This window comes from Desulforhopalus sp., assembly GCA_030247675.1.
In the GTDB taxonomy this organism is placed as follows: domain Bacteria; phylum Desulfobacterota; class Desulfobulbia; order Desulfobulbales; family Desulfocapsaceae; genus Desulforhopalus_A.
Genome location: JAOTRX010000005.1, coordinates 294,010 through 315,580, shown reverse-complemented (window position 1 = coordinate 315,580; position 21,571 = coordinate 294,010). Strand labels below are relative to the sequence as shown.

The following is a 21,571-nucleotide window of genomic DNA, read 5'->3' as shown; positions in this document are numbered from 1 at the left end:
CCTTTAAGGTAAAAAATAATCATTTACCTGTTAAGTTAGCAGGAATGCCTGCCGATACAGAGAAATACTTTCGGAATAGCATCCGGTAATTATTTCAAATTCTCCCCATTCAGTTTCCCGTATGGAACAACAAAAACGGTTTGATAAGATCCTCGATGCTGCCGAGGCAAGGATTCAGGACGAGGTCGGAACCCTGTTGGGTGCCGATTTCTCAATCGTTAGCGGTAACAAGGAGCTTGTGACAAAGGCGGAGGCCTTTTCCCGTCTAATGGGCAAGCAGATTTGCGCCCATATTGAAATATCCGGCGAAATTAATGGCAAAGGGTGTTTGCTTATTGGCATCAAAGATGCGATTCGTCTGGGTGGCACGCTCATCATGCTGCCGGATTCTGAATTACAAGAAGTTATTGGGAGGGAAGAATATAGAGAGGAAGTCGAAGATTCCTACGGTGAAATCGCCAACATCATAGCCGGTTCGATCACCAAGGTTTTAGAGGAAATGTACCCTAAGGCCTGTCGCCTTATCCGTAAGGAGCAACAGACTCTTGCACCGGCGAAAGTGATTATTGAATCAGACAGCCCTGTGGCCGATGAGACCCTGTACCTGATGTCGAGTTCCATGCTCCTCGAAGGACGGCAGATGGGAGACCTGGTTATTCTTTTTCCGGCAAAACCCTTTGGTCTTGAAGTTGAGGTGACAGCTCCGCCTCAGCCTAAGGCACCGCCGGTTGAAAAAGAGAAAGCGGAGGCCGCAGCACCGGTTAGCCCAAGTGTTGGAAAGCCAATTGACACTTCGGCTGGACAAAGCAGTGCTGCTCCGGAAATAAAATCACCGCCAAAACCGAAGTTCGATAGAGAGCAACACAAGAAAAAAGTCGATCGTATTCTTGCGGAATGCGAGAAGAGACTCTCAGGAGAGGTAAGTACACTTCTCGGCGTTGACGTTACGCTCGATGAGTTGGATACCAAACTCATAAGCAAGGAAGAATTCTTCTCTGAGAAAGTCGTTGGCAAACAAGTAGTGACAAACATGGAGATGGTTGGCGATCTACAGGGAGCCAGCTATTTTACTGTAGGGCTTAAAGATGCGATTCATCTTGGCGGAGTGCTTATTATGCTTCCTCCGTCAGAACTTATTACCGTTGTTAATGAGGAAGAGTTCAATGATGATGCTCGGGATGCCTTTGGTGAAGTCGCAAATATAGTGTCGGGTGTATACACCGCGGTATTTGAAGAGCAGTACCCGAAAAAACTTCGTTTTATCAGAAAGGCTTTCGACCAGGTCTCGCCAAATAAGGTGGCCGTCGACTCGGAAGAGCCGATCCCGAATCAAGAGTATTATTGCCAGAGCATGCAGCTCCTCGTCTCCGGCAAACAGCTGGGCGAGGTACATATGCTTTTCCCGGCTCATCTCCTTCAACTGGAAATAATTGTCGAGGATGAGGTGCCTCCCGTCGCTGCCGAGGCCCCGGTTACCTCTGTCCAGCCCGATAATGCCATCCAAAATACGGGATCGAAAGAGAGTTCAAACAGCAAAGACAACCTACCACCAAGAAAGCCTGAGGGTGTCATTTCCCTGGCGAAAACCAATGCTGAAAAGCATAAAAAATTGGTTGATAAGCTTCTTGCCGCTTGTCGAGATAAGATGGTTGATGAGGTGAGCGCTCTTCTTGGCACGGACGTCCACCTCAATAATCAAGAAAACAAGGTGGTTGCCAAGGAGAATTTCTTCCTTGAAGAGGTATCCGGGAAACAGGTGATCGCCCACATGGACGTGGTTGGTGAGCTGGAGGGGAAGAGCTATCTAACAATTAATCTCCGTGATGCTATTCGCGTCGGGGGGGTGCTGATCATGCTTCCCGCCCAGGAACTTGAATCAGTTGTTAGCAGTGAAGTATTCGGTGAGGATACAAAGGATGCATATGGTGAGATCGCTAATATCATCGCTGGTGTGTACACCTCGGTTTTCGAAGAGCAGTACACGAAAAATATTCGCTTTGTAAAAACCGACCTTCAACAAGTGTCCCCGATGAAGGTGGAGATTGATTCGGACGACCCTTTTCCCAATGGTTATTTTTATCTGAGCAGTTCAGAGCTTTCGCTCGGAGAGAATGTTCTTGGCAAGGTGCAGATTCTATTTCCCTTAAGCCTGCTTGGGTTGACTGGTTTGTTGGAAGTGGAAGAGGCGCAAATTGAAGAGGATGCACAAACGCCCGCAGCTCAGGAATTCAGCCGAACTGAGAACAGAAGCGCTATCCCGGACATACTGTTGATTGGTGATGACGATGTGGAATCGGCGAAGATTTCGGCAATTCTCGGGGGAATGGACTTCGTCGTGAAAACCTTGTCATTTAAGGACAATGTGCATAATTACATACCGGGCGAGCTTAAGGCGATATATCTGGTCATGAAGGACGTTAATGAACAGGCCTTTGGCGCTGCGATAAAAATCAGCTCTTCCTGTTCGTTGCCGTTGATCGCTGCAGGGCCGGGCTGGACGAGGACCAAGGTCATCAAGGCAGTCAAATACGGTGTTCGGGATATCTTGCTGACTCCAGCCTCCAAGGACGATATCGCAGAAAATGTGGCAAATAATCTTTTACAGAAAGCAGCCTGATGCCACCGGACAGTTCAGAGTGAATCCTATTGTCTTCGCTGCAAAGCACATAAGTTCCGCATGAGCAGGCAAGCTGCTCAATTCAGCTTTTTTCCCACAAGCCTTCGATATCTTTCTTCTTGATTTTTTCCAGGAGTGTCGTTCGCTTTAAACTAAGGAGACGGGCGGCCTCTTTCTTGTTTCCTTCCGTGAGTTTCATCGCCTGGATGATCAACTGCGTCTCGAAATCGTTGATCAATTCATTAAAATCTATCGGGCCGTTTTGCAGAGAAAGAGAATGGGCGGGAGCGGGTATATCATCAGGTTGCTCCTGTTTTTTTAACGATACGGGTTTCTTTGCTTCGACTTTCTTTTCGGCGGGAATAATCACTTTGTGAAATTTTTCCGGGAGATCGCGGCGCTGAACAATTTTCCCGGAATAGAGTATGCTCATGTGTTGGATGAGGTTCTCTAACTCTCTGACATTGCCTCGCCATTCATAATAGGTTATTGCCGCCATCGCCTCCGGCGAAAAGTGAAATGGCTCGCGACCGCGTTGCCGGGCATATTTTTCCACAAAGGCATCAATAATAAGAGGAATGTCGGCGGCTCTCTCCTTCAGTGCCGGAATGTTGAGGGGGATGACGCTGATACGATAATATAAATCTTCTCGGAACTTTCCTTCATTGACCAACTTCTCCAGGTCACAATGGGTTGCAGCGAGGATTCTGGTGTTTACCGGGATTGATTTCAATGCGCCGACCGGTTCGAACTCTTTTTCCTGGATGACGCGCAGCAATTTTGCTTGAAGGGAAGCCTTCATATCGCCAATCTCATCGAGAAAGAGTGTCCCTTGGTCTGCGTATTGGATCCTGCCGATCTTGTTCGCTGCCGCCCCAGTAAAGGCGCCTTTGGTGTAGCCGAAGAGTTCGCTTTCCAGGAGATCGTCGGGGATGGCCGCGCAATTAACAGGCACAAAATTTTTGTTCCGGCGCCTGCTTTCGGCATGAATTGCCTTGGCAACCATTTCCTTCCCAGTACCTGATTCGCCGCGGATCAGGACGGTAGACACATCATCATCAGCAACTCGGGTTATCATATCAAAAAGTTGTTGCATGATATCGGTTGCCCCGATCATTCCATGAAAATTGCTGCTATTTGAGGCGTCAATAACGATTTTTTGTTCTTCCGAAAAGGTCAGGGTTTCATAGACACGTTTCAGGGCTATACGTGTCTCAACCGGATCAATAGGTTTGTGGATATAAAAAAACAGGTCCAGCGCCAGCAATTGCTTAATCAGATGAGGTTGACCTGCTGGAATTATAGGCAAAATTGCCATTTTGGGAAATTGGGTACGCAGCGTGGTGACAAGAGAAATTCCGTCTGAATGTACAGGGAAGCTGAGGTCTAGAATCAATATTTCAATTGGAGAATCAGCAAGAGACGCCTGTAGATCGTCTTCTGAGAAGACGTGTGAAAGGGTGCAGGGGGATGAGAATTGGAGTTTTTCCAAACAGGCCGTCAGTCCATCGATATCTCTGTCGGCGATGAGTATTTTTGGTATTACAGCCATGTGATGTCTTCAGCCAGCAGCTATCGGGTAGAGAGTTATCTGACACCCCACAATGGGGAGATGTGCCTTTCGCAGATCATTCTCTGGACCCTTATGATGAAAATAATTGGTAAGGAAATAATCGTCCATTTATAGAGACGATTGCATGAGGTCCGCGAGTTTGCTGGAGGTTCTTCTCATGTTAAGGCTTAAAAGTCTGGCGATTTTCCGTATTACTTTGATGCCAAGAGCTGGATATTTATCGGCAAGAAGGTCAAAACCGCGGTCGGTAAGAGTCACCATTGTCGCAGCCTGCTTGGCTATAACCGTTGCTGACCTGGGTGATTTGTCGATGAGTGCCATTTCGCCAATGGAGCTTCCTTTGGTTAATCGTGCTAGGGTGATGTTCTCCCCAGTTTCACTGCGTTTTTGAACTTCGAGGATGCCGTTGACAACAAATCCCATGAATGATCCCTGGTCGCCTTCAACAAAAAGATGCTCACCTCGCTGCAATTGAATATAGCTCATGTGCCTGGCTAGAACTGATAGCTCATCAACATTAAAACTCGTGAAGATAGGCAGGTTTTCAAGGAAGCTCCTGGTTTCCTCTTCACTTTTCCGCATAGCTTTTAGGGGCATAGCAGTAGAATGATGGGTAGAGAGTTAATGCCAACCGGCAGCCGGGGCGTTTGTTGATATCCGGTATTTTATCATCTCGCAAAAATCTTCTATAGTGTTCAAAAACTGCCGAAACAACATTCCAAAGTTCTTAGAAACCAAGCATATCATAATAAAAGGACATAAAACAATAGTGTTTTCTGATTGGTAGGGCGTTCAGTGATAGATAGATCACGCAAACTTTTGCCTGATGTGGAAACTGACTATTCTTTTTGATCTGATTTGTCCGCAATTTTACCATTTTTTAGGAATGGCCCAATGTTTTTTAGAATAATTACTGTAATAACAGCAGTATTCTTGTGTTGCCCTTCTTTTGCTGACACAGGAGAATCCTTTTTGGGGACGGTAAAAAAAGTCATTGACGGCGATTCCTTACTTATTGCAGCAAAAGGTATAACCATCGAAGTTCGATTGTATGGGCTTGATGCCCCAGAACACAATCAACCCTTTGCCGATGCTGCGAAACAGTTTGTCAAGAATTGGGTTAATGGCGATAGAGTGACAGTTTTCCCCGAATATATTGATTCCTATAAGAGGACGGTCGCCGTGGTTGAAAAGGGTAAACAGGTTCTGAATAGAGATCTTGTCAAAGCCGGATTTGCATGGGTGTCACCTCGCTACTGCCATAAAGACTTCTGTCGGAAGTGGATGGAGATGGAAGAAAGGGCTCGGTATGACAGATGGGGGCTATGGCAGGATACCTCGCCGGTGGCACCGTGGATATGGAAAAGGGCAGATAGGCGCTATTGAGCTTAAATATGGTTGGAACCAATCAATAATTGTGTAAACAGATTTTCTGGTATGGCTGCAAACATTGGCGGTTTATCATGAAATATTGTAAAGTCCGCAGTTCTATAAGCCCATTGTGTGCGTGGCTTAGCGGGTTTGGCAGCAAATCTTAATGAAACTACATGGGAAAGAGATTCTCTATGAAAAGATATTGGCAAGTATATACTTTGATTATGGCATGTACCTTACCGCTTGTTTTGTCGACAGGCGGAACAGCGGTTGCTGCTGAAACTTCAGGGGCCAAGGAAAATTTAGAAAAACTTATTAAAACCAGAAGCTGCAAGGGGTGTGATCTTTCAGGACTGACTATGAATCGGCTTGACCTGTCCGGTGTCGACCTAGAGGGATCGGATCTCTCAACCGCGAAGCTCTCTTTGACCAATCTCGCTGGCGCAAATTTACAAAATGCCAACCTCCGCGGAGCCACCCTTGGCGGCACAGATTTGAGTGATGCCGATTTGCGCGGAGCTGACCTCCGGGGAACGTCTCTCGATAATGCCTATCATCAGGGGGCAAAATTTGACGGCAAGTTTATCTCTGCCAAATCTGGTGAAAAAGGAATTGACGGCGGAGCGGATAAGAAGATTTATATTGCCGATCCTGAAAAACCAAAACAAAGCCCGGTGAAAAGGGAGGCAAAAATTGTTCAGGATAGCGGGAGCGAGAAAGCAAGCTCAAAAATCGCAGCAGTTCAGGAAATTAAAGAAACTAACATAGCAGTTACAAAACCCGATGCTGCACCAAAAGGGACTGTGCAGCAGGGCTCCGGGGCTCTTGCCCAAGCTCCAGAGGCCAAGAAAGCGGCATTTTTCCAGAAGGCGGTTGTGGATGTTCCCCCCGACAAAGCCGACAAAACTGCAGCAACTGTACCTGCTCCCCAGGAACTGCCAGGCAAATCGGAAGCAAAAAAAAATGCTGCTGCGGAACCGACGGTCGCGGCGTCCCCAAAGAAATCTGATGACAATAGCAGTAGAAAAGCGGATGTCAAACCTGTAGCGGCGAAAACTGTCGATGACAAAGCGGTGAAGGATAAGTCGCAAGGGGCAGCTGTCAACCCGCCCAAATCAACTAAGGTGTCTGAAACCAAGGCCGCCAGCGACAAATCTGCAGTGAAAGGTGGGGCCCGCGAGACGAGCAAAGAGGTTTCCCCGGATAAAATTAAGGACGACAATTTGGCGAAACTGCTCGATAAGAATAGGTGTTTTGCTTGCGATCTCTCCGGTCTTGATCTCTCCGGAAAGGATCTTGCTGGAGCAGATCTGGAAAAATCCAACCTGAGCGGCTGTAATCTCGGGAAAGCCAATCTGAAAGAAGCGAATCTGAAAGGCGCTCAGCTTGTGAAAGCAGATCTGCGTGAAGCAAATCTTAAGAATGCCGATTTATATAAAGCCGATTTGACCGGTGCTGATTTTACCGGTGCAAAAGTGGCTGGGACAATGTTTGATGATGCGAAGAGATCCTCTGCTGTGGGTCTTGCGGAGGCGATTGAGGCCGCGGGCAAATAACTCTTTTACCAGCTGCAGGACGTATTGCCGCTAAAGTGTGCCGGAGCAGTTTAGGCATTTGAAAGAATATCGAGTGCTTTGGCGATTCTACTGTCTTCGGCAAGGTGGTCGTTGCGCAGGACGTTCTCAATCTCGTCAAGGGCTTGGCGCATTTTTGCTGCCTGCATTTCCAAATTTTGAATCGTTTGCGAGGCGGCACTTTCCGTCGTGTTAATAGCGATCTGCAGGTCTTGGGCGCCGCGCAGGATGGTTTGCATATTGGCAATCTTGTCCAGGCGCAGAAACAACTCGTCAAAGTTTATCGGCTTTTCCAGATAATCTGCGGCACCTTTCTTCATCGCAGCAACTGCGGTGTCTATTGAGGAGTGTGCGGTGATTAGCAGTACCTCGGTTTGACTGTTCGTTTCTTTTGCTATCTCAAGAACTTCTATGCCACCGATGCCGCCGGGCATCATAAGGTCGGTGAGAACCACATCAAAGGACTGCTTGCGGAGGAGTTTTTCAGCTTCATAGCCGTCTTTGGCCACTTGCACCACGTACCGTTCTTTCTTTAACCGTTGCTGGAGTAAGCGTCTGATAACGGGATCATCATCGACAACCAGAATGGAGAGATTTTTCATGGGAAGGCCTCTTTATTGCTTTTGGTAAAAAATTGATCGCAAGTGCCGCTTTGGTATAAACCTGGGGCAGACACCTGAAAGAGACTCCGTAGACCCTATTACAAGGTATCCATCATCGGCAAGACTGTCGGCGAGCTTATTGAAAAGTTTCTTGCGATCTTCGAGGGTGAAGTAGATTGCGACGTTTCGGCAAAAAATGATGTCAAATTTTCCGAGAGCGGTGAAAGAATGCATCAGGTTGAGTTTTCTAAAGTTTACCATCGCTCTGATTTCGTCTTTAATCTTCCAGGAGTCGCCGAAAAGAGTAAAAAACTTTTGCAGGTATCTTTTATCCAATCCGCGTTCAATTTCGAACCGGTTATATTTGCCATAACTCGCCTGGGCGATTGCTGCATCGGAAATGTCCGTGCCGAGAAGGGTGAAGGCATATCCCGGGGCGTCTTTGATCAGCTCTTTGATAACTATGGCGATGGAGTACAACTCCTGTCCCGTTGATGCCGCTGCACTCCAAATTCGCACCTGCGTTTTTAACGATGATTTTGACGATCGTTTATCGATAATTTCCGGGAGAATTTTATGCTGCATCAATTCAAATGGGCCTTTATCACGAAAAAACAGGGTCTCGTTGGTGGTGATGGCATCGATTATTGCCTTCTCAATAGCCTTTGTTGGGTCTTTCTTCGCCTTAGCCTGCAGTTCCTGGTATGATTTGCAGCCATTCGCTTCGGCAACGGAGCTTAATCGAGTTTCAAACAGATACGATTTGCTCTGGTCCAAAAATATCCCGGAAATCTCCTGAATATATTGGGCGACGAGCTTCAGTTCTGCGGGGTTGATCTTTATCATCGCAACTCAGAAATCGATTAAGAAAAACGAATGGATCATGGCTATTTCACACTCCGGACAATTTCATCAGCAATTTTGCTAAGAGGGGAAACAACATCAAGATAGCCAAGATCAGCCGGGGCCTTGGGCATGCCATAAACGATGCAGGAGGCTTCATCCTGGCCGATAATAAAAGCCGATTTGCTTTTTAATACCCCGAGGCCCTGAGTTCCGTCCGAACCCATCCCGGTCATGATTACTGCGGTGGCGCGACCGACATAATAATCGGCAACTGACCGAAAGAGATAGTCAACAGATGGTCTGCACGAGTTTTCCGGGGGGTCATCGGTGATTTTTATTCGGCGATTCATGCCATCGGTGCCGGCAACAAGCTTCATCTGTTTGCCGCCTGGGGCAATATACACAACATTGGGAAGAATGTTTTCACCATTTGTGGCTTCCTTGACGGTTAATGCACATTTCTTATCGAGGCTTGCAGCCAAGGATTTGGTAAATACCGGAGGCATGTGCTGTACAATAAGCACCGGCACCCCGAGGTCTCCGGGGAGCTTGGGAAGCATCTGACTGAGGGCGTTCGGTCCACCTGTGGAAATACCTATGGCGACAATCTCTGATTTCCCTCGTCGAATGCTGCTTGGAGCAGGTTTAGCCGTAAGGGGTTTAAAAACCTTCATTCCCCCAGCAGGCTGGCTGGTAACGGTCCCGCGCGTCAATGCTGGGCTAGCGGGAATCTTCCCTTTGTTGCTGATCAGCGATGCCGCACATCTTGATTTGGCAAAGGCCTTGAGGATGGGTTCGAGGGCCGCCTTGATTTCTTTCTTGCCCTCAATCTGGTTCTTACTCTGCGGCTTGAGAATAAAATCGAAGGCGCCCAGCTCCAGCGCTCGCATGGTCATATCGCTGCCCTCGGCCGTCAAGGTCGAGAGCATGATTGCACCAATGCCGGGATAGCTCTTTTGTAATGCTGCCAGCACCTCAATCCCGTTCATCTCCGGCATCTCAATATCGAGAGTCAGGATATCCGGTTTCAGGGTTTGAATCTTTGATAGGGCGATCTTTCCGTTATGGGCTACCCCGGCAAGTTCGACACCCGGAATTTCACTAATTATATCAGATACAGCCTTGCGGTAAACTATAGTATCATCAACAACAAGGACACGAAGATTTTTTGTACCAAGCATGCGACCTATTAATCCTCGAGGCTTAACACTTTATCGACATTCAAAATGCCAATGAGGTTGTTATCTGTTTTGTAAACTCCAGTGAAAAACTCGCCTTGGATGCCTCGCATGTTCGCAGGAGCTGCCTCTCTTCTTTCCATGTCGGCTGAGACCACATCACTGATCTTCCTCACCAGCAGCCCCACATGGGCGCCCGCGGAGTTGACAATGATATTTCTTGGATCCTGGGAGAGATCGGTGGAGCCGAGACCAAGTTTTAACCCAAGATCGATAATAGTGACGATCTGCCCCCTGAGGTTCAGTATGCCGACTACGTAATCGGGGGCCTGGGGCACCTTGGTCATTTGCATAAGCTTATTGATTTCCTGCACCTTCAGAATATCCATGCCGCACAATGCATCACCGACATAAAAGGTGGCAAGTTCCACGATTCTACGGTTGTCTGTTATTTTATTTTCTGACATATTTCTACCATGTTGTTGTTGCGAGTCGATCGGTTGCGTAACTTTAATTCCTTTTTAGAATCCCACAGAGGAGACAGTCCTTTTACGAAAGTCACTCTTAAATGAAGTGGCGCTCTACACTATTAAAAACGTCTCTTCATATAGTCGTGCACCGAAACCATCAGTCGTTCCTTATCGAGTTTGATGTGGTATTCATTGACGCCAACGGCCTGGCCTTTTGCCATGTCCTCAGCCGAGGCCAGGGTGGTCAGGGCAATTATCGGCAATTTCGAATATTTGTCGTCATGACGGATTTTTTGCGTAAGATCAAAGCCGTTCATATTCGGCATTTCAATATCGGTTATCAACATGGCGATTTCGTCACCATGCTCGTGAAGTTTATCCCAGGCCTCAACACCGTCCTCGGCCTCAATGACGTTGTAACCGACCTCGGTCATATATCCCTTCACCTGATTGCGAAAGAATTTCGAATCCTCAGCAATGAGAATGGTTGGTGGGGTAGTGTCTTCCTGGGCTATCTCTATCATCGCTTTTTCCCGTTCTTCAAACCATTGCGGGAAAAGGGTTTGGGCCATTTCAAAGACATTGACCAGCATGGTGGTATGCTGATCGATGATGATCGATCCCATTATTCCGGGCTGGCTTAGGGTTGTGTCGTCGATATCGGCGTTGATTTCAATGGCATCTATTGGTCCAATGGCCAGTAAGCCGACGGCTCGCTTGGCAATATTAAAGACGATTACCAAGAGATTTTCGCTGTCGGCCAAGGGATTAACCATGGCAAGGTCATCGACGCAAATTAGGCTCAGACTGCCCCCACGATATTTCATTACCCTTTTACCACCGAGATCTTCAACATCGGAACGCTTGATCTTTTCGATGCGTTCAACCTGATTGAGAGGTACGGCGAAATGCTCCGTCTCGGAACTCTTGAAAATAAGAAGAGATTGTCGGTCTTTTTTCGCCCGCATCGCGTCTTCAGCTGCCTTGGCAACCTCGGCCGCTCGGTCGGAACCATCGATCGAGGTGAGACGGGCCATCCTGGCAAGGTTACTGACGTCAAGAATAAGGGCGATACGGCCATCCCCCATGATGGTCGCTCCGGCGTACCCTTTGCATTGCTGCAGATGCCGGCCAAGCGGCTTGATAACAATCTCTTCCGAATCTTGAAGCCGGTCAACGATTAGCCCGTATTTCATGGAACCAGTTGATACTACGACAATATTCAAAGCGCTGGACACAGAGTTGCGGCGGTCGAGCACTGACCGGTTTGCTATCTCACCTTTTTGTGAAGACTTTCTGTCCTGATCGTTGGCGCTTCTGAAGAGGGGTGATTCCTTACCACGCCTATCGGCGGTCGCCTCGCGCCTGTCGGGTAGGACTTCGTCGGTGATTCTGTCGTAATAGGTGCGTTCAATCCCAATGACATCAGCTAAACGAATGAGCGGCAGCAGGGTACCGCGTAAACGAACGACCTCGGCGTCACCGACGCGTTCGACGCGGTTTTGCACCTGATTGGCAGGGATACGGAGCAGCTCCTCGAGATTCACTTGGGGTATGGCGTATCGTTCGCCACCGGTCTCAATGATTTGGCAGGGAATGATTGCCAGGGTCAATGGCAGTTTGATGGAGATAGTTGTGCCGACACCCTTTTCGGAGATAATGTCAACATTTCCACCAAGTTGATCGAGATTGGTTTTGACGACATCCATGCCGACGCCCCGGCCGGATACATCGGTAACCTCCTTTGCTGTCGAGAATCCCGGCAGGAAGATAAGATTGATCTTTTCCTTGTCGGACATGGCCTGCGCCTGTTCGACTGTCAACAAACCCTTGCTGACGGCGCTTGCCGCCAAGGCCTCTCCGTCGAGACCTTTACCGTCGTCGCTTATCTCTATGACCACCTGGCCGGCTTCGTGATACGCCTTAAGAATAACCAGACCAACCTCGGATTTGCCGAGCATTTTCCGGTCTGCGGGTTTTTCAATGCCGTGGTCGACCGAGTTGCGGACAAGATGGGTCAGCGGATCGTTAATTGCCTCAATAATTGTTTTGTCGAGCTCAACATCCTTGCCGACAATTTCCAGATCAATGGTCTTGTTCAGTTTTTTCGAGAGATCTCTGACAACCCGCGGGAATTTACTAAAAACATTACCGATAGGCTGCATGCGGGTCAACATGATCGCCTCCTGTAATTCGGAGGTGATCAGGTCAATGCGCTGGCCTACGGCCTCAGCATTACGCAGATCGTCAGAGCCAATGGTCTGCAACAATTGATTGCGGCTGAGTACCAGCTCTCCCGCGAGATTCATCAGGGAATCAAGGAGGCTTACATGGACTCTGAGCGTCGTCTCGGTCTTTGCCGGCGGTCCCGATGCTTTACTTCTGTCGCCAGGAGAGGCATTTGGGTTTGCAACTTGGCCTGTTGAAGGGGTGTCACCAAATGAAGCGGCATCGTCTTCTACGTATGTATCATCTTCAGAAAAGGAAGCAATCTCAGAATCCATTTCAGGCTCCGGCTCAAGTTCCAGCTCAGGCTCTGACTCCGGCACGGGTTCAGGTTTTGGTTTAGTTTTGGCTTCTGGTTTCGATTCCGGTTTTGGTTTTGCTGCTGCAGGCGGTTTTGTTTTCTCGGTTGGCGCCTCAACATCAGCTTCCGGAGGTGGTTCAACCTTCTCAGCCGCTGCTTTGGCCTTTATTTTTCCAGTCTTTGCAGGTGGCGCTTGGGTCGCCTGGGAGAAAGAACCGTCGGCGATAGCGTTAAGGGGCAAAAGGTGCGAAGAGATATCAACGTCGTTGCTGTTATGCACGTCTTCGATCATGCTTTGCAGTTGATCCGAAGCAATCAGCAGCACGTTGATGATCTCCGGCGTCGGAATCAGTTTTTTACTCCTGATCATGCCCAAAACATTTTCTGCAGCGTGTGAGAGTTCCTGGATGGTCGTAAGGCCCATGAACCCAGCCCCACCCTTGATCGAGTGAGCTGCCCGGAAGACTTTGTTAACAAGGTCTTCGTCGATATTTGCCCCGCCCTCTTCAATCGCTAATAAATCATTTTCGATGTCAGCTAAATGTTCGAGTGATTCCTCGATAAATCCCTGCAAAATCTCGTCGTCTTCGATGTCCATACAATACTCCCCGCATTTGATTGAATAGCCGATTGTAACTATCTAAGGTTATACATACGGGAAAAGGTATGTACAGGAGTATTTAAAAAAAAATTGGCGGTATACAGACAAGTCTTCACTTAGGTGTGGAGAAGTGACTGGAAATGGAGGTGAGTAAACAAATACCGGTATTGATGCCGACAAATTGTCAATTATTTTGGGGCGGTGAGTAAATATCTCCGAGGATTTACCGCCCCATTTTTCGGCATTTATTCAATTCATATTCTACAAAAGGCAGTCAATTTTAAATGATTGCTGAGGTGATCAGGAAGGAATAAGCCACCCGTGACCTGAATTTAGATGAGCAGTAAGGTAGAACGGGTGGTTATCAGTACGCCTCTAGGCGTTGGTTGGTTGGTTTTCGGCAATTTCGAGAAGGGTGACCACGTAGGTCAAGTGGTGTCCGGCAAGTGGATGATTATAATCAACAGTTATCTGTGAGCCTTTGACCTCAATAACCGTTGCCGGCACCTTTTGTTCCGTTCCGTCTTTGTTGACTTTGAGGAAGATTATCATTCCCGGCTTGGGATTTAGGGTATCAACAATCTTTTGATTGTCAACGGTCTGTAAGAGCTCTTTGAGTCTTTGGCCATAACCTTCCTCGGGTGGGATACGGATCTTGCGGGTCTCGCCTATCTGCATTTCCATAATTCCCGCTTCCAAAGTGGGTGGAAGGTCGGAATTACCAAGTGTTACCCGAGAGGGTTTATCCTTTTCAGAAGTAATGAAGACCTCTCCATTGTCAAGGGTTCCGGTAAAGGCCAGTACTACGGTGTCGTTGGACTTAGGTTGGGGCATATTGTTACTCCTGGAGCGTCGTAAGAAGAGTGTTTGGGTGAAATACAAGCATCCATTGGTCTCTAAAAATGCGACACATACTATAGGAAATGATCTGTTTAATGCAAGTACAGAACGAGAAAAGCAAGAAAACAGCGGTAGCGACTTGACAAAGCAATCAGAGCTGTCTAGTTTAGTCCTCCTTTCCTGGCGATAAACCGTTAAAAAAAATTGGATAAGGGTGAAAGTTGAAATGGGATTTTCCAGCAGCTCATCGAATTTGCTTGGAATGGTGGAAGAGGCAACGAAAGGTTTAATTGTTTAAGACTCAATACAATGATAACACTTGATTTTAATAAATCGGCCGAGGGATTGCTTCCGGCTATAGTACAGGATTATAAAACCCTTGAAGTGCTTATGGTGGCGTATATCAATTCCGCTTCATGGGAAATGACCCTGAAAACCGGCAAGGCACACTACTGGAGCCGTTCGCGCAACAAGCTCTGGTTGAAGGGTGAGACCTCCGGCCATGTCCAGATTATCCATGATATTCTTGTCGATTGCGATAATGACACGGTGATTTTTCAGGTGGAACAGTTAGGTCATGCAGCCTGCCACACCGGCCACAGATCGTGTTTTTATCGGCGGGTCAACGGTGACACCTTGGTTGAGGTAGGGGGGAGAATCTTTGATCCTGCTGCTGTTTACGGAAAATAATCGAGAATTTAAAGCGTTAAGCTGCTTAGGGGCAAATCTGTTGTCGGAGAGGACGATGAGGGCCTCGTCCCGGCAAAGGCTGGCGTTGCCGTTAAACTGATATCACGAACACGGAGAAAATTGGTAATGAACTCACTGAAACTTGGCCTACCCAAAGGTAGTCTCGAAGTGGCGACTATTGAATTGTTTGAAAAGGCCGGGTGGCTGATTAAACCGGCTGCCAGAAATTACTTTCCGAAGATCGATGATCCGGAACTGGATTGCTCGATTTGCCGACCCCAGGAGATGTCCCGTTATGTAGAAGGGGGCATGCTCGACGCCGGAATTACCGGCAAAGATTGGACAATGGAGAATAATTCCGATACGGTCTTGGTGTGCGATCTGGTTTACTCCAAGGTCAGCCGGCGACCAACCCGCTGGGTAATTGCCGTTGCCGGAGATTCCGATATCAAGACGATTGAAGATTTGCAGGGCAAAAAGATATCTACTGAGCTGGTGAATGTCACCAAACGCTTCTTTCAAGAAAGGAATATTGATGTCGATATCGAGTTTTCCTGGGGGGCGACCGAGGCAAAGGTGGTATCGGGATTGGCCGACGCCATCGTTGAGGTTACCGAGACGGAAAGCACTATCCGTGCCCACGGTTTACGGATTATCCATGAACTGATGCAGTCAAACACCCAGTTCATTGCCAATAAAGATGCCTGGAACGACCCCTGGAAACGTGAAAAGATCGAAAATATTGCCTTACTTTTGCAAGGGGCCCTGCGAGCCGATCGAATCGTTGGTCTTAAGATGAATGTTTCCAGTGCAAAGATCGGTGAGATAGTGGCCATTCTTCCCAGTATCAATGCCCCAACGGTTGCCAGTCTCTATAACCAGGATTGGTTCTCCGTGGAGACGGTGGTTTCCGAAGATATTGTGCGAGATCTGATCCCGAAACTCAAGAAACTGGGCGCTGAAGGTATTATTGAGTATTCCCTGAATAAGGTAATATAGGAACGAAATCGGGAAATGGTCATAAAAACGGTGATGAGCCTATGTCACCGTTTTGGTCGTATAAATGTACTTAAGGGAGATACTAAATGCAGTTTCTGAATGTTGAGTTTCTCCTGAGTGCCCATCGCCTTAACCAGCTGCCCCCTCCGGAACTTCCGGAGATTGCCTTTGCCGGCAGGTCGAATGTTGGCAAATCGAGTCTGATCAATACCCTCATCGGCAGGAAAAAATTGGTGAAGGTCAGTGCCAGACCAGGCAAGACGCAAGGGCTGAACTACTTTCGCGTTGAAGATAGGTTTCTTTTGGTGGATTTGCCGGGCTATGGTTTTGCTAAAGTTCCGAAAATAATGCAAAACAGCTGGCAGTCGCTGATCACCTCCTACCTGGAAGTCCGGGAGTCATTAAAGTGTGTCGTTGTCATCATGGATATTCGTCATGAGCCGAAGGAGCAGGACACCCAACTTGTTCAATGGTTGCGTGAAAAATCCATTCCATGTTTGCCGGTGTATACCAAGATCGATAAGATTTCCGGCAGTGTACGAGAAAAAAATGCCAAGCTGCTTGACGCCGGGCATGGTGTCAAGGCGCAGGATCGCATTTTGTTTTCCGCAAAAACCGGCCAGGGACGTTTAGAATTGTATGATGCCCTGCTCCGCTTCATAGAGCCCTGAAAGAGGTTGCCTCAGGTCTTTCTTCTGGCTATCTCTGCTGTTTTCCTGGCAACTGTCACCCAATAACCAGCGTAGCACAGGAAATTATTCGCGTTTTTTCCCGCTGTTGGCTATCATTTCCTGTAGACGATATTGCTGCCTGGCCATTGGACACATGCGGCTGTAGAGCTTTCGTCTTTCTTGCCTTGAACTGCGCTCTCGTTAATAAATATAATACAATGCAGAATAGTTACAGGAGAAGATATGCAGGAGCTTTCCAAATCCCAAAAAGCCCGAATCGCTATACGAACCTTTAAGATCCTTGCCGACTCCTTAACACTGCAGGGATCGTACAACCCGTCCGGGAGAATTGGTGAAAAACTCGCGGAGGCTCTAAAACAGCTCAGTCCGGAAATATATGGATCGATGACCGATACCCGTGTCGTCGAATTGCAGGGTTTGGAATATGTCTTTGATCGAATGCCCAAAGGTATCGAAAAGTGTACAAGAATAACCTTGACCGCCCAAGAGGACTTCCAAGATACATCCTTTGCCAAGATCATTCCTTTGAAAAGAAGGAGGGTTTCCTACGCGGTCTCGGAAAAAGAATATTGTTTTGTCATAACAACTGGAAAAAGCGAGATATATGATATCCTGACCCATATTACCTTCCTTAATATTGAGGCGTGGAAGATTTACCGGCAGGTATGCAATAGAGCCGTGGGAGTGAGTGCCGAGTGGACAGAACTTGAGCGCATCGTCGCCATTGAGGATTCTCTGATTGGCGAGGAACTGGAACAGGCGATATGGAATCTTTCGATCATACTCGGCAGGACCTACAAAGAAACCCGGGAGACATACGAATACCTGGAGCAAGCCCGTAGAGAACACGATGCCAATAGCGGTCTTTTTGCAATAATCTATGGCATAGGCAAAAGGGTCATGGAAGAGCAAAGCGCTAAGAAAAATGAGCTGGTCGTCTACTTTACCCCATCCCTGCATGAGATGATCGATCACCAGACGCACGCGGCTCTTTGGGCTGGCTCGTTGAAACGCACGCTTGCCTCCCTGAACCTTCAAGACCGGCCGATCCACGTGGTGAGCGCCAATATGCATTCCATGCGCAATCTTCTCTATGGTCCCGGGGCACTTATTATGGCAGGTGAGGTTGTACCGGATGATGTCTATGCAATGATACGGGCTGTTCGGGACAGGGAAACCGAGGTCGAGGAGTACGCGGCTCTCCATGGTTTTACCTTTAAGGGCGATGAGTCCGGTTCAACAATCGATATAAATATTATGGACCTTTCGCAACTCGATCAGCATCATATCCATCCCGCTCTTAAAATTGATTACTATTTTCTCAAAGAAAACGAGCCGGTTCTTCTCGTCATTGATTATGCATTTGGGACACAGGCATTTGATATCATGGATGAATTACTGAATCCTGAGAGCTTTGGCGGGGTGGTTAAATCGCTTAACATCAAGTCCATCTCGATCATGGGCAAGGCCGGGGTGCTGCCGGGTAAGAAAGGCGACATCATGCTTGCCACGGCCCATGTCATGGAGGGGACCGCCGACAACTATATGGTTGAAAATGATCTCACCGCCGCCGATTTTGATAGTACCGTAGCCGTGCATGTCGGGCCGATGGTAACCGTTCTCGGAACGTCGCTGCAAAACCGCGATGTGCTCGAACGTTTTCATTCTTCCGCCTGGCGCGCTGTTGGCCTGGAAATGGAGGGAGGTCATTATCAGCGGGCGATAAGCGGGGCTATTATCCAGGGCCATATTCCGTCGACAATGAAAACACGATATGCCTACTATGCCTCGGATAATCCCCTGCTGAGCGGCCAGACGCTGGCGTCGGGACCAATGGGCGATGAAGGGATTGTTCCCACCTATATGATCTCCAAGGTAATTTTGGAAAAAATTGCAAATGCTGATATCTCGGGCCGCAAGTAGCAAAAGCAGAAACCTGCTGCTGAGCTTTTCGCCTTGGATGCTGGCGATTGCCTGCAGCTTGCTGCTGCTGTTATTAATCCTCTTCACGGTGAGTAATTACCGGCGGGAAAAGGAGTTGATGGGTGAGGCTCTGGTACAGAAAGGGCTTACTCTGATGCGTTTTATCAATAGCGCCGCCCGGGAGTCGATCAGGGACAGCCTGCGATCGGCGGACACCCCAATTCGCTGGCAGGATCAGATAAAGGCGGCAATGGAACAGGCGGTTGAACAACCCGGCGTAGAAACGGTATTGCTCATTGATCGGGAGGGGAAGGTATTCTCCGGTGCCGGAGTGAATGCCGGCGATGGCGCAGTAGATCAAGAAACCTTGGAGTTGGCCAAGTCGTTGAAGCACGGTGGGCCGACGCCGTTTGTGTCACGTTTTTTTGAAGATATCCGGCAGGGGACAACGAACCAGCGATTTCAGATCGTTGCCTGGCATATTCCACCGAATGTACCGGGACGCTTTGCCGATCTTTTTGAGCGAGGGCCGGGGCGTGGGCAGATGATGCGAAGATTTGCCAACAACCCCCATTTTACCGCCATGCAGGAAGAGATGCAGCGGATGGCTGACAAAGAGCTGCTGTATGTGGTTGAACTCGATTTTGAGCAATTCAATTCGTCTCTCAGGCGACAGTTGTTGCAGATAATCATCCTCTCCATAGTGACCTTGCTTGTTGGTTTGGGTGGGACACTTTCCTTTATCACCCTCAGAGGACTGAGAGGATCGCAACAGAGTCTCGGGGAAATGCGGGCATTTACCGACATTTTGGTATCTTCTCTGCCGGTCGGTCTTATTGCCACGGACAGCCAGGGGGTGATCCGGGTCTGCAACGGCGCGGCAGGCGAAATCCTTGGCCTGGATGTCGGTCGGATTAAGGGTAAAAATCCGGAGATTTGCCTTCCTGCCGGTTTGGCAAGGATGTTTGCCGGTGATGTTAGCGGCGAACAGGGAGAAAGACAAAAAGAAATTTTATTAGACAGTGATCCGAAAAAGCCGATGACCTTAAGTCTGGCATCGATTGTTGTTCGGGATGCTGATGGTGGTTTGGCAGGGGAGGTCTTGCTTATCAGGGATCTCACCGGAGTAAAGCTCCTTGAAAAGGAATTGCAGCGAAGTGAACGTTTGGCGGCCCTGGGGAAGATGGCGGCTGGAGTTGCCCATGAGCTGAGAAACCCCTTAAGTTCGATCAAAGGCCTGGCGATGCTGTTGCAATCGCAAGTATCAGCCACCGGTTGTAGTGGAGAAAATGCCGAGATTCTCGTGAAAGAGGTGGAGAGATTGAATCGCAGCATCGGAGAATTACTCGATTATGCCAGGCCGGGCCAGCTTAAAAAGGAACAGACGCGAATAGGCGATATTATCGAAAAAACCGTTTCCCTGGTGCAGGTCGATGCCGAGTCCTATAATATATCGATTACAGTCGGAATTGCCGAAGATTTACCGGAAGCCTGTGTCGATCCGGACAAACTCAAACAGGTGCTGTTGAATCTCCTGCTCAATGCCATACAGGCGATGCCTGATGGCGGAAGTCTGACGGTCAAAGCCCAATTAGAAAGTGGAATGATAGTCGTCATTATTCGCGACAATGGCATAGGAATAGTCCCGGATAATCTGCAGCGGGTATTCGACCCCTATTTCACGACCAAGAGTACCGGCACCGGTTTGGGCCTTGCTTTGTCGGCCAAGATAGTTGAGGAACATGGTGGTACGATCAAGATCGCCAGTGTCGAAAGTGAGTACACCGAAGTGCGGGTGACTCTGCCTGTGGGCGAAGAAGACTCAGCTACCGTCTAAATTGCAAGGAGGTGGGTTTTACCGCCGGAACAGCAAGAATGGCAGATATTATTGCATAAAAATGGCCGGGATGGGAGTCGAAAAGAAACGAATTCATCAAACAGCCTACTGCCACAGCGACGATCACCCCCTGCAATAAATACCTTCTCTGTGGTTGGAGCTTGAAAGTTGAAATAAACTGTGAAGCAAGAAGGGTCACGAACAAAAACAGGCCAACAATACCTGTCTGAACGGCAATAAGAATGTATTCGTTATGCGGGTTGTCGGTTGGCAGGGAATGGTCGCGTTTTTTCTTCAACATCTTGTCTTGAACTATCCGGAACGATCCCGTGCCGTGCCCAAAGGCAGGCTTTTGCTCGATGAGCTCTAAGCCATTACGAACCCAGTCCAAGCGCATTCCAAGAGATGTCCGCGACCACGAGGCATGGTATTCCTTGACCTCTTTAATGGCCTCGGTTACGCGGTTGGAAAAATTACTTGATGTGGAAAAAGCGATGCCGATCGCCAAAAAGACCAAAAATATTGCCAGTACTGATTTCCTCAAGGAAAGACGTTGAAATACCGAGAGAACTACCAATGCAAGATACACCAGCATGCCGGTACGGCCGGGTGCGATATAAAAAAGGTTGATTGACGTCGCTACGAAAATCCCTAGCCAGAAATAAATGTACTGTTTGGAGTCGAAGGCCCTTTGCAGGCACCAGAAGGCCAGAATGGCCATGAAAAAGCTGTGGGTAATATGATAGACGATCGAATGGCCAAAGCGCTCAGAAGGGATAATCGAAAAAAAGATTCCGTAGGAGACAAATAAAAGAACGATACATCCTGCGACAAAGCTGTCTTCCGCCAGTTTTGCTGCACCATCATTTGCCAGGAACAGGGAAACAACCATGGCAAAATACACCAACTCTCGATATTTCTTCAGAAATGCCAGGGCGTCACTTAGGGGAGCGGCAGAGTACGAAACACCGATTGCAAGCAGCAAAAACAGGGCAATTGCCAAGAATGCCGACACGTTCTGTTGCAATAGCCGGGGAAGGGTAAGAACATCGCCGGATAATAGCCAAAATACCACGGCAAGCGACGCGGTTGCCCCCATCAAAGAAGTAGAGAAGGGGATGAAAAAGCAGCAGAGAACGATGCAGAAAACCCCCGCTGTCTTGGTCATATTGCGAAACTGGCCGAGTTTTCTCATTATGCCGTCATCTGTACTTGGGTTGCTGAGTTA

17 protein-coding genes are annotated in these 21,571 nt (G+C 48.3%); 8 read left to right on the top strand and 9 right to left on the bottom strand.

Going from position 1 to position 21,571, the window contains the following annotated elements:
- Window positions 1-121: 121 nt before the first annotated feature.
- Window positions 122-2,617, top strand: a complete 2,496-nt coding sequence (locus OEL83_12875) for a hypothetical protein (protein MDK9707935.1) — start codon at window positions 122-124, stop codon at window positions 2,615-2,617.
- An 82-nt stretch (window positions 2,618-2,699) separates the two neighbouring features.
- Here OEL83_12875 and OEL83_12870 read toward each other — a convergent pair whose 3' ends face one another.
- Together OEL83_12870 and OEL83_12865 are read right to left on the bottom strand one after the other, a co-directional pair.
- Window positions 2,700-4,169, bottom strand: coding sequence for a sigma-54 dependent transcriptional regulator (locus tag OEL83_12870; protein ID MDK9707934.1), 1,470 nt, complete (start codon window positions 4,167-4,169; stop codon window positions 2,700-2,702).
- Between the two features lie 129 nt (window positions 4,170-4,298).
- The gene (locus OEL83_12865; protein ID MDK9707933.1) at window positions 4,299-4,772 is read right to left on the bottom strand and encodes a cyclic nucleotide-binding domain-containing protein; all 474 of its coding nucleotides are present in this window, start codon (window positions 4,770-4,772) and stop codon (window positions 4,299-4,301) included.
- A gap of 312 nt (window positions 4,773-5,084) precedes the next feature.
- Between OEL83_12865 and OEL83_12860 the strand changes: the two genes are divergently transcribed.
- Window positions 5,085-5,576 (top strand): thermonuclease family protein, encoded by a 492-nt coding sequence (locus OEL83_12860; protein MDK9707932.1) that lies wholly within the window; start codon window positions 5,085-5,087, stop codon window positions 5,574-5,576.
- Window positions 5,577-5,737: 161 nt separating this feature from the next.
- Window positions 5,738-7,120 (top strand): pentapeptide repeat-containing protein, encoded by a 1,383-nt coding sequence (locus OEL83_12855; protein MDK9707931.1) that lies wholly within the window; start codon window positions 5,738-5,740, stop codon window positions 7,118-7,120.
- 50 nt (window positions 7,121-7,170) lie between these two features.
- Here the strand turns inward: OEL83_12855 and OEL83_12850 are convergent, their stop codons facing one another.
- The 6 genes from OEL83_12850 to OEL83_12825 form a co-directional block, all read right to left on the bottom strand.
- Window positions 7,171-7,740, bottom strand: a complete 570-nt coding sequence (locus tag OEL83_12850) for a response regulator (GenBank protein ID MDK9707930.1) — start codon at window positions 7,738-7,740, stop codon at window positions 7,171-7,173.
- Window positions 7,741-7,752: 12 nt separating this feature from the next.
- Window positions 7,753-8,586 (bottom strand): protein-glutamate O-methyltransferase CheR, encoded by an 834-nt coding sequence (locus OEL83_12845; GenBank protein ID MDK9707929.1) that lies wholly within the window; start codon window positions 8,584-8,586, stop codon window positions 7,753-7,755.
- A gap of 41 nt (window positions 8,587-8,627) precedes the next feature.
- Window positions 8,628-9,767 carry a chemotaxis response regulator protein-glutamate methylesterase gene (locus tag OEL83_12840; protein MDK9707928.1) on the bottom strand — a complete coding sequence of 380 codons (1,140 nt, stop codon included), beginning with the start codon at window positions 9,765-9,767 and terminating at the stop codon, window positions 8,628-8,630.
- Between the two features lie 8 nt (window positions 9,768-9,775).
- Window positions 9,776-10,231 carry a chemotaxis protein CheW gene (locus OEL83_12835; GenBank protein ID MDK9707927.1) on the bottom strand — a complete coding sequence of 152 codons (456 nt, stop codon included), beginning with the start codon at window positions 10,229-10,231 and terminating at the stop codon, window positions 9,776-9,778.
- A 122-nt stretch (window positions 10,232-10,353) separates the two neighbouring features.
- Window positions 10,354-13,359, bottom strand: a complete 3,006-nt coding sequence (locus OEL83_12830) for a chemotaxis protein CheW (protein MDK9707926.1) — start codon at window positions 13,357-13,359, stop codon at window positions 10,354-10,356.
- Window positions 13,360-13,737: 378 nt separating this feature from the next.
- Window positions 13,738-14,196 (bottom strand): FKBP-type peptidyl-prolyl cis-trans isomerase, encoded by a 459-nt coding sequence (locus tag OEL83_12825; protein ID MDK9707925.1) that lies wholly within the window; start codon window positions 14,194-14,196, stop codon window positions 13,738-13,740.
- 315 nt (window positions 14,197-14,511) lie between these two features.
- Here OEL83_12825 and hisI point away from each other — a divergent pair, with 315 nt between their 5' ends.
- The 5 genes from hisI (at window position 14,512) to OEL83_12800 (ending at window position 20,343) form a co-directional block, all read left to right on the top strand.
- Complete coding sequence (gene hisI / locus OEL83_12820) at window positions 14,512-14,892, top strand: phosphoribosyl-AMP cyclohydrolase (protein MDK9707924.1); 381 nt, start codon at window positions 14,512-14,514, stop codon at window positions 14,890-14,892.
- Between the two features lie 126 nt (window positions 14,893-15,018).
- Window positions 15,019-15,891 carry an ATP phosphoribosyltransferase gene (gene hisG / locus OEL83_12815; protein ID MDK9707923.1) on the top strand — a complete coding sequence of 291 codons (873 nt, stop codon included), beginning with the start codon at window positions 15,019-15,021 and terminating at the stop codon, window positions 15,889-15,891.
- Between the two features lie 86 nt (window positions 15,892-15,977).
- A complete protein-coding gene (yihA, locus tag OEL83_12810) occupies window positions 15,978-16,562 on the top strand; it encodes a ribosome biogenesis GTP-binding protein YihA/YsxC (GenBank protein ID MDK9707922.1) in 585 nt (194 codons plus the stop codon).
- Window positions 16,563-16,805: 243 nt separating this feature from the next.
- Window positions 16,806-18,506 carry a hypothetical protein gene (locus tag OEL83_12805; GenBank protein MDK9707921.1) on the top strand — a complete coding sequence of 567 codons (1,701 nt, stop codon included), beginning with the start codon at window positions 16,806-16,808 and terminating at the stop codon, window positions 18,504-18,506.
- On the top strand, window positions 18,481-20,343 hold the full coding sequence (locus OEL83_12800; GenBank protein ID MDK9707920.1) for an ATP-binding protein: 1,863 nt from the start codon (window positions 18,481-18,483) through the stop codon (window positions 20,341-20,343). The genes OEL83_12805 and OEL83_12800 overlap by 26 nt, the downstream gene beginning before the upstream one ends.
- On the opposite strand, the gene OEL83_12795 is transcribed toward OEL83_12800, so the two are convergent.
- A complete protein-coding gene (locus OEL83_12795) occupies window positions 20,333-21,538 on the bottom strand; it encodes an O-antigen ligase family protein (protein ID MDK9707919.1) in 1,206 nt (401 codons plus the stop codon). The two genes, OEL83_12800 and OEL83_12795, sit on opposite strands and share 11 nt — an antisense overlap.
- Window positions 21,539-21,571 lie beyond the last annotated feature (33 nt).

Excerpts from the sequence above, each read along its gene's own strand:
- OEL83_12800 (MDK9707920.1), top strand. The coding sequence starts at position 18,481 with ATGCTGATATCTCGGGCCGCAAGTAGCAAAAGCAGAAACCTGCTGCTG.
- hisI (MDK9707924.1), top strand. The coding sequence starts at position 14,512 with ATGATAACACTTGATTTTAATAAATCGGCCGAGGGATTGCTTCCGGCT.
- hisG (MDK9707923.1), top strand. The coding sequence starts at position 15,019 with ATGAACTCACTGAAACTTGGCCTACCCAAAGGTAGTCTCGAAGTGGCG.
- OEL83_12855 (MDK9707931.1), top strand. The coding sequence starts at position 5,738 with ATGGGAAAGAGATTCTCTATGAAAAGATATTGGCAAGTATATACTTTG.
- OEL83_12825 (MDK9707925.1), bottom strand. The coding sequence starts at position 14,196 with ATGCCCCAACCTAAGTCCAACGACACCGTAGTACTGGCCTTTACCGGA.
- OEL83_12860 (MDK9707932.1), top strand. The coding sequence starts at position 5,085 with ATGTTTTTTAGAATAATTACTGTAATAACAGCAGTATTCTTGTGTTGC.
- OEL83_12795 (MDK9707919.1), bottom strand. The coding sequence starts at position 21,538 with ATGAGAAAACTCGGCCAGTTTCGCAATATGACCAAGACAGCGGGGGTT.
- OEL83_12830 (MDK9707926.1), bottom strand. The coding sequence starts at position 13,359 with ATGGACATCGAAGACGACGAGATTTTGCAGGGATTTATCGAGGAATCA.
- OEL83_12840 (MDK9707928.1), bottom strand. The coding sequence starts at position 9,767 with ATGCTTGGTACAAAAAATCTTCGTGTCCTTGTTGTTGATGATACTATA.
- OEL83_12805 (MDK9707921.1), top strand. The coding sequence starts at position 16,806 with ATGCAGGAGCTTTCCAAATCCCAAAAAGCCCGAATCGCTATACGAACC.
- OEL83_12865 (MDK9707933.1), bottom strand. The coding sequence starts at position 4,772 with ATGCGGAAAAGTGAAGAGGAAACCAGGAGCTTCCTTGAAAACCTGCCT.
- OEL83_12870 (MDK9707934.1), bottom strand. The coding sequence starts at position 4,169 with ATGGCTGTAATACCAAAAATACTCATCGCCGACAGAGATATCGATGGA.
- yihA (MDK9707922.1), top strand. The coding sequence starts at position 15,978 with ATGCAGTTTCTGAATGTTGAGTTTCTCCTGAGTGCCCATCGCCTTAAC.
- OEL83_12845 (MDK9707929.1), bottom strand. The coding sequence starts at position 8,586 with ATGATAAAGATCAACCCCGCAGAACTGAAGCTCGTCGCCCAATATATT.
- OEL83_12835 (MDK9707927.1), bottom strand. The coding sequence starts at position 10,231 with ATGTCAGAAAATAAAATAACAGACAACCGTAGAATCGTGGAACTTGCC.
- OEL83_12875 (MDK9707935.1), top strand. The coding sequence starts at position 122 with ATGGAACAACAAAAACGGTTTGATAAGATCCTCGATGCTGCCGAGGCA.
- OEL83_12850 (MDK9707930.1), bottom strand. The coding sequence starts at position 7,740 with ATGAAAAATCTCTCCATTCTGGTTGTCGATGATGATCCCGTTATCAGA.